This is a genomic window from Anaeromonas gelatinilytica, assembly GCF_016820635.1.
Taxonomy (GTDB): domain Bacteria; phylum Bacillota; class Clostridia; order Tissierellales; family SIT17; genus Anaeromonas; species Anaeromonas gelatinilytica.
On the sequence record NZ_WSFU01000137.1, the window covers coordinates 104,336 to 116,261 of the forward strand.

General features: G+C 27.9%; 13 protein-coding genes and 1 other RNA gene. 11 read left to right on the plus strand and 3 right to left on the minus strand.

Going from position 1 to position 11,926, the window contains the following annotated elements:
• Window positions 1-139 precede the first annotated feature (139 nt).
• The 9 genes from rnr (at window position 140) to GOQ29_RS13460 (ending at window position 9,661) form a co-directional block, all read left to right on the plus strand.
• On the plus strand, window positions 140-2,260 hold the full coding sequence (rnr, locus tag GOQ29_RS13420; RefSeq protein ID WP_203373174.1) for a ribonuclease R: 2,121 nt from the start codon (window positions 140-142) through the stop codon (window positions 2,258-2,260).
• Window positions 2,261-2,426: 166 nt separating this feature from the next.
• A complete protein-coding gene (gene smpB / locus GOQ29_RS13425) occupies window positions 2,427-2,891 on the plus strand; it encodes an SsrA-binding protein SmpB (protein WP_203373175.1) in 465 nt (154 codons plus the stop codon).
• A gap of 3 nt (window positions 2,892-2,894) precedes the next feature.
• Window positions 2,895-3,245, plus strand: a transfer-messenger RNA (tmRNA) gene (gene ssrA, locus GOQ29_RS13430).
• A gap of 301 nt (window positions 3,246-3,546) precedes the next feature.
• Window positions 3,547-4,044, plus strand: coding sequence for an RNA polymerase sigma factor (locus tag GOQ29_RS13435; protein ID WP_203373191.1), 498 nt, complete (start codon window positions 3,547-3,549; stop codon window positions 4,042-4,044).
• 1 nt (window position 4,045) lies between these two features.
• Window positions 4,046-4,768: a hypothetical protein gene (locus GOQ29_RS13440; protein WP_203373176.1), complete on the plus strand. Its 723-nt coding sequence runs from the start codon at window positions 4,046-4,048 to the stop codon at window positions 4,766-4,768.
• 22 nt (window positions 4,769-4,790) lie between these two features.
• A complete protein-coding gene (locus GOQ29_RS13445; protein ID WP_203373177.1) occupies window positions 4,791-5,591 on the plus strand; it encodes an ABC transporter ATP-binding protein in 801 nt (266 codons plus the stop codon).
• Between the two features lie 194 nt (window positions 5,592-5,785).
• Window positions 5,786-6,523, plus strand: coding sequence for a hypothetical protein (locus GOQ29_RS13450; RefSeq protein ID WP_203373178.1), 738 nt, complete (start codon window positions 5,786-5,788; stop codon window positions 6,521-6,523).
• A 165-nt stretch (window positions 6,524-6,688) separates the two neighbouring features.
• Window positions 6,689-6,826 (plus strand): hypothetical protein, encoded by a 138-nt coding sequence (locus GOQ29_RS13455; RefSeq protein WP_203373179.1) that lies wholly within the window; start codon window positions 6,689-6,691, stop codon window positions 6,824-6,826.
• A 969-nt stretch (window positions 6,827-7,795) separates the two neighbouring features.
• Complete coding sequence (locus GOQ29_RS13460) at window positions 7,796-9,661, plus strand: YcaO-like family protein (RefSeq protein ID WP_203373180.1); 1,866 nt, start codon at window positions 7,796-7,798, stop codon at window positions 9,659-9,661.
• Window positions 9,662-9,742: 81 nt separating this feature from the next.
• Here GOQ29_RS13460 and GOQ29_RS13465 read toward each other — a convergent pair whose 3' ends face one another.
• The gene (locus GOQ29_RS13465) at window positions 9,743-9,925 is read right to left on the minus strand and encodes a hypothetical protein (RefSeq protein WP_203373181.1); all 183 of its coding nucleotides are present in this window, start codon (window positions 9,923-9,925) and stop codon (window positions 9,743-9,745) included.
• Between the two features lie 196 nt (window positions 9,926-10,121).
• Here GOQ29_RS13465 and GOQ29_RS13470 point away from each other — a divergent pair, with 196 nt between their 5' ends.
• Window positions 10,122-10,451, plus strand: coding sequence for a YlbF/YmcA family competence regulator (locus tag GOQ29_RS13470; protein ID WP_203373182.1), 330 nt, complete (start codon window positions 10,122-10,124; stop codon window positions 10,449-10,451).
• A 57-nt stretch (window positions 10,452-10,508) separates the two neighbouring features.
• Here the strand turns inward: GOQ29_RS13470 and GOQ29_RS13475 are convergent, their stop codons facing one another.
• A complete protein-coding gene (locus tag GOQ29_RS13475) occupies window positions 10,509-10,931 on the minus strand; it encodes a hypothetical protein (protein ID WP_203373183.1) in 423 nt (140 codons plus the stop codon).
• Between the two features lie 41 nt (window positions 10,932-10,972).
• A complete protein-coding gene (locus tag GOQ29_RS13480) occupies window positions 10,973-11,377 on the minus strand; it encodes a YmaF family protein (RefSeq protein WP_286672885.1) in 405 nt (134 codons plus the stop codon).
• Window positions 11,378-11,644: 267 nt separating this feature from the next.
• On the opposite strand from GOQ29_RS13480, the gene GOQ29_RS13485 reads away from it, so the two are divergent.
• Entirely contained in the window at window positions 11,645-11,782 is a 138-nt protein-coding gene (locus GOQ29_RS13485; protein ID WP_203373193.1) for a hypothetical protein, read from the plus strand.
• The last annotated feature ends 144 nt before the right edge of the window (window positions 11,783-11,926 follow it).

Sequence of the window (11,926 nt, forward strand, 5' to 3'; positions counted from 1 at the left end):
TTAAAGGGACGATCAGAATATGATGGTTCCTTTAATATTTAGTTTGATATATTTATAATTATACTTAATATAAAATAGTAAATAAAATATCGAAGAAAGGGTAAATATATTAATAGAGTAAGTAATTTGGAGGGATACAATGAATAGTAAGGAAAAATTAGTAGAATTTATGAAAGAACAAGCATATAAACCAATGAATAAAAATGAATTGGCAGATATATTTGATATTGATAAAGGTCAGTTGAAAGATTTCTATAAAGTGTTAGATGAAATGGAAAAGGAAGGACATATAGTTAGAACACGAGAAGAAAATTATGGTGTACCAGAAAAAATGAATCTAGTACTTGGAAAAATACAAGGTAATGCTAAAGGTTTTGGGTTTCTTATACCAGAAAATAATGAATTTAGAGATGTATTTATTTCTCCTAATGATATGAATGGGGCTTTGCATAATGATAAGGTTTTAGTTAGATTAAATAAAATAGGATCTGATAATAAGAAACCTGAAGGAGAAGTAATTAGAATAATTGAACGGGGAAATAAAAAGATTGTAGGTACATATGAAAAAAGTAAGAATTTTGGATTTGTTGTTCCTGATGATGAAAAGATGAGTATGGATATATTTGTTCCAAAAAGTCAAAGTAATGGTGCGAAGCATGATGATAAAGTAGTAGTAGAAATAAGTAAATGGCCAGAAAAGCGTAGGAGTCCTGAGGGAACTATTATAGAAATATTAGGTAATGTACACGATGTGGGAACAGATATATTATCCATAGTTAGAAAATATAATTTAAATGAAAGTTTTCCAAAGGAAGTTATTCAAGAAGCAGAAAATATTAGAGAAGAAATACCTGAATCAGAAATTAATAGAAGATTGGATTTAAGAGAAGAAACTATTATCACAATAGATGGAGCAGATGCAAAAGATTTAGACGATGGAGTATCTATTGAGAAATTAAGTAATGGAAATTATAAGTTAGGGGTACATATAGCAGATGTTACTCATTATGTAAAGGAAAATTTAGAATTAGATAAGGAAGCTTTAAAAAGAGGAAATAGTGTATATTTAGTAGATCGAGTAATACCAATGTTACCTAAAAGATTATCTAATGGAATGTGTAGTTTAAATCCACATGTACCGAGATTGACTTTAAGTGTATTGATGATAATTGATAACAATGGAAACGTAAAGGAAAGTAAAATACGTGAATCAGTTATAGAGAGTAAGGCTCGTATGACATATAAGGATGTATCAGATATATTAGAGAATGAAAATAAAGAATTGATGGAAAAATATAGTGAATTTATAGATGATTTTAAGATAATGTCTGAATTAAGTAAGATTCTTAGAGATAGACGAGAAAGAAGAGGGAGTATTGATTTTGATTTTGATGAAGCTAAAGTAATATTAAATGAGGAAGGTAAAGCTATAGATGTAAAAAAATATGAAAGAAGAATTTCTAATAGATTGATAGAAGAATTTATGTTAGTATGTAATGAAACTGTAGCCGAATATATGTATCATACTGAGACACCATTTATATATAGAACCCATGAAGATCCTGATGACGAGAAAATAGAGGAATTCAAGAAGTTTATATATAATTTTGGTTATGAGCTTAAAACAGAAGATGATTTACACCCAAAAGAGCTTCAAAGTCTTTTAGAAAAAATAGAAGGTAAAAAAGAAGAGACTATAATAAATACGATAATGTTAAGATCATTAAAGAAAGCTGAATATAGTACACATAAGAAAGGACATTTTGGATTAGCAGCTAAATATTATACTCATTTTACTTCACCGATTAGAAGATATTCTGATTTGATGATTCATCGAATAATAAAATGGTTTATAAATAATGAGATAAATGATACCAAGTTAGTAAAATTAGAGAAGAAACTTCCTAAAATAGCTGAACAAACATCAGCAACAGAAAGAATTGCAGATGGAGCTGAAAGAGAAACAAATGAATTGAAAATGGTTGAATATATGAGTGAAAGATTAGGAGAAGTATATGAAGGAATAATATCAGGAGTAACTTCATTTGGATTATTTGTAGAATTAGATAATACCATAGAAGGATTAGTACATGTAAGTACATTAACTGATGGATATTATATTTATGATGAATTAAATTATAGTCTTGTAGAAGAGAGAACTAAGAAAACTTATAGGATAGGTGATGTAGTAAAAATTAAAGTAGCAAATACGAATATAGCTAAAAGAGAGATAGATTTTTTATTAGTTAATAATGATTAGTAATTAGCATATGTTAAAGGGGGAATTTAATGGGTGGGATAATTGAAGGAATTAAGATAAGTTTTCATGCGATTATCGTGGGAAACTCTAAAAATATTATTGACAAATTTAATAAATTCTGATATCATGTAATGTGGACTTTTAAAAAAGCTTTGTAGGTGAGTTTATGGCAAAAGAAAATGTAAAAATTATTGCAAAAAATAGAAAAGCAAGACATGAATACTTTATTGAAGAAGTATATGAAGCAGGTATTGCCTTGACTGGTACTGAAGTTAAATCAATCAGACAAGGAAAAGTGAATATTAAAGAAAGTTTTGCATCTATTGATAATGGTGAAGCATATATTAATGGTATGCATATAAGTCCCTATGAGCAAGGTAATATTTATAATAAAGATCCATTAAGAAAGAGAAAACTTCTTTTGCATAAAAGAGAAATAAGGAAGCTTATTGGTTATACTTCTCAACAAGGTTATTCTCTTGTACCTTTAAATGTTTATTTAAAGAATGGATTAGTGAAATTGGAAATAGCTATATCAAAAGGTAAGAAATTATATGACAAGAGACAAGATATTGCTAAGAGAGATGCCCAGAGAAGAATGCAAAAGCATATGAGTCCTAAGAATTATTAATATGGGGGCGAAATGGCTTCGACGGAGGTACGGAGTATGGAGTAGCCGGAGGTTGTCGCCAAACAACCTAAAAAGTGGCAACTTAAAGTAAACGCAAACGATAATTACGCATTAGCTGCCTAATAAAAGCAGCTCGCTTACTCTAATAGTCCCGCATATTAGAGAATAAGCGCCATTTTAAGCGGGGCCCTGCTTGAGGGTTTCTTCGACCTTAAGTTAGTATAATTGAAGATAGTTTATTATGTATCTTGTTGTTGGGAGATATAATAAACGAATACAAATCAACAACTGTTTCGGGAGAAGCTCCATATGAAGTGCTTTCGGACGTGGGTTCGATTCCCACCGCCTCCACCATAATATAAAAGCCTTGATTTTATAAATGTGAACTGAAGCATAAGATGGCCATTTGGTCAACTTATGCTTTTTTTATTGTTTAGTAAAGTTTATTTAGTAGAAGATTTAAATTATTTATAAATACTGAGGTTTAGCCAGTTTAAACCAATTTTGATAACATGGATTTTTAAATTATAGAAATAAATATAAATAAATTAAAACTATTTATGTACTTTTTACGAATATAATAATAGATATATATAATATTAAGACATGAATATAGATGGTGAAATATGGATAGGGATAAAAAACTAATAAAAAAATTAAAAAGAATTCAGATAAGAATGCTGCTAATGAACTTGTTTCTATATATTATAAAGAAGTATATGCCTATGTATATAAGCAGACTATGAATAAAGGATTATCTATGGATTTAACTCATGAAATCTTTATAAGTATATTAAAATCCATAGATAACTATGATGAAAAGAAAGCTTCTTTCAGAACTTGGCTATACAGAATATCCACTCATCGTTTAGTAGATTACTATCGTTCTGAAAATTATAAATATAATAGAGGAAAAGTTCCTATTGATGATGTTGTCATATATGCTAAGGAAGATTTTGAGGTTGCAGTAGAAAATATAATTCGTATAGTAAATAATCTGAATTTTTCATCACAGCAAATATTTAGATTAAAGATTTTTGCAGACTATACCTTTTTCGAGATATCAAAAGTATTAGAAATACCAGAGTCTACAGTTAAGACAAGGTATTATTCAATGATTAGAAAGATAAGAGAGTATTTTAAGGAGGGATAACATGAAAGTGGATATGCCAAATGAAGAGGAGATAAAGATTGAAATAGAAAATATTATAAAATTTGGTGTAAGAGAAAGTGAATCATTTTATTATTATTTAAAAAATATGTACATGCAAATAGGAATTAGATATTTATTTCGTGACGGTGTAGAAATTATTTTTACTATATTATTAGTATCATCTATTCTACTCTCAGCAATTAAAGGTAATAGTATATATTTTATGAAAAATATTGAAGCTATATATGTTTATTTGTTTACAGTTTCACCCATATTATATCTAACAATGTGTATTTTAAACTTCATCAATGCAAAACAGAATAAAACTTATGAGATAGAAATGACATGTAAATATAATATTTATCAAATATCAGCTTTCAGAATGCTTGTATTTAGTATTATGTGTATTTTCTTTAATTTTTTCTTTGTATATATAGTTGTCTATTTCTATGAAAATGTAAATTATCTAAATGCTTTCATAATTTCAATAGCATCATTGTTTCTGTTTTCTACAATCTTTTTATTTACAATGACTAGAATTAAATCTAGATTAATAAAGCATTTTATTATCTTAGGCTGGATAGTGTTCAATTTAACCCTATATATTTTAAAAATAGATTTTTATATTCAATTACTAAATAGTATCTCCATTTACATATCGCTTATAGTAGCTATTGGTTCTATATGTATATATAAAAAGACTTCAAAGACTTATTATATTTAGAAATAGAGAGGGGATGATTTAAATGTTGATAATGAATAATGTAAGTAAAAGCTATGGTAGGTTTTTAGTTCTAGAAAATATAAATATTGAATTTACAAATGGTATATATGGTTTATTGGCACCAAATGGAGCAGGTAAGACTACTTTAATTAAGATGTTGACTACCTTGATTTTCCCAAATGAAGGAGAAATACTCTATAATGGCACAGATATTTTTGCCGAGGGAGATGAATACAGAGATATATTAGGTTATTTGCCTCAAGAATTTGGATATTATAAAAATTATAGTCCTAGAAAATTCCTTCATTATATATCCGTATTGAAAGGGATAGATAGAAATAAGACAAAAAAGAAAATAGAGGGACTTTTAAAGTTAGTTGGTCTAGAAGATGTAGCTAATAAAAAGATGAGGAAATTCTCAGGAGGAATGATTCAGAGAGTTGGTATAGCTCAAGCTATGCTCAATGACCCTAAAATTCTCATATTAGACGAACCTACAGCTGGATTAGACCCAAAGGAAAGAGTACGCTTTAGAAATCTATTGACACAATTATCTAGAGAGAGGATAGTTATTCTTTCTACACATATTGTCTCGGATATAGAGTCAATAGCCAATGAGATAATTATGATAAAAGATAAAAAAATCCTACACAAAGATAATTTGAAAAATATATGTAAAATACTTGACGGGAAGGTCTATGAAACCAAACTTGATTTTGACCAAGTTTTAAATTTTAGAAATGAGTATTTCTTTCTATCAGAAAAACAAGAAGATGGTAGCATGAAAATCAAATTTATATCTGAAAGGAAGATGAATTTGTAGATTTTAAAGGGAAATATCAAGAAGTTAAGAAAGAAGCAGATAAGTATATTAAATCTAGAGAGGATCTTAAAAAAGCAGGTATAACAAATTATGATGAATTTGATAGTATAGATATAGAAAATAAGGAACTTCGTAGGATTTGTGATGATGTATTATTTGAAAAAAATATAGATGCTTTTTGGGAATTGCAAAGTATGGAAGATCTTATACGAGATTATGAAAATAAAGAAGAATGCATGATGATTGTGGCATCAAATAAAAAGCAAGAACTAAGAATCAAAGGAATATTGGAAAAGAGTTTAGAGACCTCTGTCTTTAGTAGCGTAATATTTGACAATTACAATACACTAATAAAATCTGTAGTCGCAACTATATTGTTATGTTTAATGTTTATGATAACTCCAATATATTTAATAGATAATAAGGATAAGATAAGTTATATTCAGTATACGTCTAAAATAGGAAGAAAAATATTTGAAAAGAAGATAATTGCAGGAATTTTGGCATCTTTTATAGTAGTAACTTTACAGCTCATATCTTTCTTTATTATATATTCTTTAAATAATACATCTATGTTTTTAAATTCCAATATAAATTCAATATATAGTACTATTATCTCTTGGTATGATTTGACATTTATTCAATATATATTTCTGACAGTAGTAGGGATTTATATATTAGCTTTTGTTCTAGCTTTGATATCCATGTTGGTTTCTAGTATAGGTAAAAGCTATATAACTGTAATAGGTATTCAATTGCCTATAGCGTTATTTAGTTTCACAATATTTTTAGGATATTTGATACATTTTATGACAGATATTAGGTATCCAAAGTATTTTCTAGGCTTATCTTATATTACATTAATACTTATTAATACTATATCTATGAAAATAAGATGGAAAAGAGAGAGAAAAGCGGATATCTTATATTAGAAATATACATGGAGCTAAAACTTCTAATTCATAAATAACACTGTGAACCATTTTCTTTTGAAGCTCCCACTTCTATAAGTGGTGACTGATTCACCTTCCTAGGATTTACATTTTACTGTAATGAAGATAGTAAGAAACAATTTTAAATTGGTATGAAGAATAATTTTGCTTAAGTTAACAAAAACGATTTGGTCATCCAGTAAAAAAACAGATCAAGAACAATTATCATTTTTAAATGAGGCAGAAAAAGAGTTACGTTATGAAAAGGAAGAGCCTAGCGTTGAAGAAATTACCTATAAGTGAAGAAAGTCAAAAGGATTGAACAAAAAATCTTTGATGAGCTTTCAGTAGATACAATAGAAATATACTATACCAGAGAAAGAAAAGATCTCTTCTGCTTGCGATAATGAACTTCATGAAAGGTGTGGTTTATTTGGCGCTTATAAATAAAAAGATTGAGAATAGAATGTATGGACTCTTATATTGGTTTTGGGAATTATGTTTGCTATTGGTATTTTTATTATATCGTTTAAAGTTTCATGGAAAATCTTGTTTTTAATCTCTGTTGTATTGAGTTTGATTTGTATGGGGTTATTATAAAAAGTAGAAACTAAGATAATTTTTATTGAACTAATTAGAAGCAGAAAAACCACTTATTCAAATATTATCATCTGATTATGACATTATAAATACTTATGATTTTATAATAGATGAAAGTAATTACAAGATTAAACTTGAGAAAGATAATATATTAGAAGTTAATAAATGTTTATTTTTTGAATCAGATAGTATAACTATTACTTTGAAACCTCTTAATTAAAAAACTAAATACAATCTAAATATTTACAGGAATCAAATATGAACATTTAAATTCATTAATGCATATATTGGTATTAGGCTTACACTAGATAAGCTAATATATAAAATTAAAAGGAGGCACATATATGTCTGGTAGAAGAGGTATTGGAGGAATATTTGATGGATGTAATTCTGAATTGTTATTCTTCTTTTTATTACTTGTAGTATTATTTAGTTATGGTTATGGAGGACATTGTGGATATTAATATCCTATAAAAAAGAATCCAAGAAGTACTAGTGTTACATTAAAGAAGTTATTATAGGTTGACATGGAAAAATTTATACAATGAAAAAAGGACCAACTTTGATTCAATGGTAGTATCCCAATATACCATTACAAAGGAGGTCTTTTTTTTATTTCACCTTTTTATTGCTATATGAATAATAATAAATAGTATAGTTAAATTATGTGAGGTGATTACTATTAATTCTTTCAAGAGTAGAAAGTTCAAAGATGACATACCTTCCAACACAATCAATAAAATACGTGGGCTATTAAATGATACAGGAATTTTTACGATAGAAGAAAACTGGAAAAACTCAGCTAAAGGATTTCATTCAGTTACAATTAAAATACCCAATACTAATTTACAAACTAATGGAAAGGGAACTAGCTATGAATATGCTCTTGCTAGTGGATATGCAGAACTACTAGAACGACTACAGAATCAGGCACAGTTCAGACTTTCAGTAGATATTAGTCCTGAAGCTTTGAAGTATAGGGATTTTTATTATGCTCCAGATGAAGAATATGTAGATATAGACGAGATATTGGCAAGTGATGAAGATTGGATAGTTTATCAGATAGATAAATTAGACACATATTCAGGTAAAAAAGATCTATTAAATCATTGGAAGATGATGTCTGATGAAGATTCAGATAAAGATTTTGTCACTCTACCATACATGAATATTAATAATGATAAAATATCTCATATACCAGTAAAGATGATTTCTAAGCTTTATATGTCTAATGGTATGTGTGCTGGAAATTCAATGGAAGAGGCTTTAGTTCAGGGGATATCTGAAATATTTGAAAGAGCAGTTAATAAAGAGATAATTAATAATAGAATAACCCCTCCTACTATTCCTAGATATGAAATAAACAAGTATCCAAGACTTGATAATATGATTTCTGAAATAGAATCAAGTGGAAATTTTAAAGTGATTATTAAGGATTGCTCCTTAGATAAAGGGTATCCTGTTACAGGTGTCATACTTATAAATAAAGATAATAATTCATATTTTGTAAAATTTGGTTCTCATCCTAAATTTGAAATTTCTTTAGAAAGAACATTGACTGAGCTATTACAAGGTCAAGATGTGAAAAACATGATGGGAATTACTGAGTTCTCTTATATGAATCATATAGATGATGCAGATAATTTGATGGGAATATTAGTTAATGGTTCTGGGCGCTATCCAAAAGAATTTTTTGAAACAGAACCAAGTTATACATTTGAAAGTATACAAGATGTAGGTGAGGCTACTAATAGAGATATGTTAGAATATTTGGTTAACATATTATATAAAGAAAACTATGAAGTATTCATCAGAGATGTATCTTATTTGGGATTTCCTAGTTATCATGTTATTGTACCAGGATTTAGTGAAGTGGAAGAAGTAGTAGATACATTATCCTTAGATAAATATTTAGAATTTAGAAAAGTAAAGAGTCTAATACGAAAACATAATAATTTAGAATTTGAGGATATCGAGAATATAATAAAACATTTGAAAAAGTATAATGGTAACGGATTAGTAGTGCAATTTTTAAATTTACCTACTTCAAATATTTTCCCATGGTACTATACTAGTTTAGATCTTTTTGTGGGAGCGTTATATTATAAAATAAGAGATTATAATAATGCTTATTTGCATTTTGATAACTACGTGAAGAAGCTAAGATATATACCTATAAATCAACAGTACAATAATATGATGCAAAACTATTACAAATGTGCTAGAGACTATATAGGATGTCGTATAGATAATAAGAAAAGGGAAGAAATTATAGAATTCCTAAGTAATTTCTATCCTAATAATATTATAGCAGGTGTCATAGGTGATATAGAAAATAATGATGAGATTTTGAAAAAGTATGGAGAACTAGAATGTTGGAACTGTAATAAATGTAGACTAAAAAATAATTGCTCTTATCAAGAGGTTGAGAAAATATATAGATTATTGAAAGATAAGTATAATGAATCAAATATAGATCAGTGCCAATTGAAAGGGTTATTAAAAAAAAGTAATATAAATTATAAGAGGAGGCAATAATTTTATGGTCTGCTTGTATATGTGTAGGGTTCATATTATATACATCATAACATGAACCTCATATTTAGATTTTGTGAGTTATTATCTCATTGGACACATAGCATTCATTGAGTACATAGAATGCATAGGGTTCATAGAGTGCATAGGGTTCATAGCCATCATAGCATTTATAGCATGCATTGATTGAGTTGGTTGCATTACACATGTCTGCATTGGAATCATAGCATATCGTGGATATTCTTTACAATTGTAATCCTTTTCCACTATTGGCACCTCCTTATTTTATCTACTAACATTTTATGTAGAATACATTCTATTGACACTTAATTAACTATATTTATACAAAAAAATACAAGATAGAGTGCTTTTGTAAAAAGTATGTATTCTAAAATCACGTCTTCTTCTAGAAAGAATATAATATTGTGAGTGAATAAAAGGAAAAATTACAAGGAGGAGTATAATGTCAATAAATAAAGCTATTAATATGTTGGTTTATGAAATTAAGTCAACTAGAGAATTCCAGGAATTAAAAAGAGCTAAGGATAAATTAAGTAACTATGAAAGTTTGAGTAGAGAAATTCAATCTCTTCAAGATAAACAAATAGAAATAGTAAATTCAAAGAGATCATCGAAAGAAAAGGAAAGAAAAATGATGGAATTAAATAGAAAATTTGAAGAGTTATCAAGTAATCCCGAGGTAAGTGAAATGATCAAAGCAGGAAATAAATTTAATAAGATGATGAGTAATGTATATAAAGATTTAGGTAAGATGTTAGATTCTGAGTTTTGATTATATAATTAATAATGATAAAAGTCCTAAGGTATTACCTTAGGACTTTTATCATTATTAATAGTAAGGATATCTACCGAAACCACGTTTTCTTCTAAATCCCCTTCTACCGAAAGGTCTTCTCCAAAGTGCTACCACTAATAAAAACCATAATAATAAGCTTGAACCACTCACATATTGACTTCTACTTATAGATGATGGATAAGAATTACTTTCATCTATTTCTACTAAATTTCTTAGGTGAGAAATATCAGAAGAATGACTCCCTTCTGAAAACATATTCATTTGAGATAGTGATTCTAAGTTTTTCATGTGTTGAGCTTTAATTTCATTTGGAACTTCTTTTTGAACTCTTTCTATTTCTACATAAAGTTCGCTATCAGATATATTTTCATATTGTGATGAATATTTTTCTAATTCATTTAATACAGATTCATCGTAAAATAGTCTGTTAAACATATATCCAAAGTTATTGGACATTAAATAAACCTCCTTTCATAGTGAATGCTATACTGATTAGATTAGAAATTATGATTAGGAAATTCGTAAAATTTTTTTTCCTCCATAGCTATAGGGTTTTCAATAAGTGTGGAACCTTTGAAATTATGATCATGGAAAAATACACAGGATGATACCCCTGTAAATCCATGAACATGCCCTATAATATTACCATTTTGATCTTTTACTAGAATGGGGGGACCAGTTTCAACTTCAATTTCATGGAAATGATTAAAGAAGAAATCAGAGTTCACACTCAAGATATGAACATGTCCTCCTGGTCTTTCAATCACAGGACCAGTAACTCCTGCAAATCTATGATTATGAAGTAAGTTTGGACTGTCCTCGGGAGCACTTAACATCGTGCTTCCTAAAAACTCATGAACATGGGTTTGAAATTCATCACATATTTTTTCTTTCTTAGTCAATCTTTACCCCTCCTTTCTTGAGCTAGTACATAATATGCTAGAATAAATAAATTGTTCATAAAATTTTATATGGTTAAATAAGAAATCACTCTATTAAGAAATAAATATAATTACTATACGTCAATTTAAATAAAGTAAAGATTAAATTTAATTAAGATATATTCAGATAGATAGGAGCGTGAAATAGCACAAAGCTACTGAGTAGTAACATTAGAAATAATTATGAATATATTATAGTGAAATATAAAATTTAAAGGAGGGAATATAATGAGTGAAGTAAAAAGTTTATTCGGAGGACTTGGTGGATTTGGAGGCTTCGGAGAAGGAAGTGAATTATTATTTTTCTTTTTATTGCTAGTAGTACTATTCAGTTTTGGTGGATTCGGTGATTTTGGTAAATATTAAATGAAATATATAGTCTATATCAGAGGTTAACTCAAAAGGGTGGTACGATATTGTACCACTTCTTATTTTAATACATAGTGCAAATTAAGACCAGCTAGTAAAAGTCAATAGAAAAAATTAAAAAACATGAAAAAACTATGAATA

Excerpts from the sequence above, each read along its gene's own strand:
- GOQ29_RS13440 (WP_203373176.1), top strand. The coding sequence starts at position 4,046 with ATGAAAGTGGATATGCCAAATGAAGAGGAGATAAAGATTGAAATAGAA.
- GOQ29_RS13475 (WP_203373183.1), bottom strand. The coding sequence starts at position 10,931 with ATGTCCAATAACTTTGGATATATGTTTAACAGACTATTTTACGATGAA.
- smpB (WP_203373175.1), top strand. The coding sequence starts at position 2,427 with ATGGCAAAAGAAAATGTAAAAATTATTGCAAAAAATAGAAAAGCAAGA.
- GOQ29_RS13450 (WP_203373178.1), top strand. The coding sequence starts at position 5,786 with ATGGAAGATCTTATACGAGATTATGAAAATAAAGAAGAATGCATGATG.
- GOQ29_RS13470 (WP_203373182.1), top strand. The coding sequence starts at position 10,122 with ATGTCAATAAATAAAGCTATTAATATGTTGGTTTATGAAATTAAGTCA.
- GOQ29_RS13445 (WP_203373177.1), top strand. The coding sequence starts at position 4,791 with ATGTTGATAATGAATAATGTAAGTAAAAGCTATGGTAGGTTTTTAGTT.
- GOQ29_RS13485 (WP_203373193.1), top strand. The coding sequence starts at position 11,645 with ATGAGTGAAGTAAAAAGTTTATTCGGAGGACTTGGTGGATTTGGAGGC.
- rnr (WP_203373174.1), top strand. The coding sequence starts at position 140 with ATGAATAGTAAGGAAAAATTAGTAGAATTTATGAAAGAACAAGCATAT.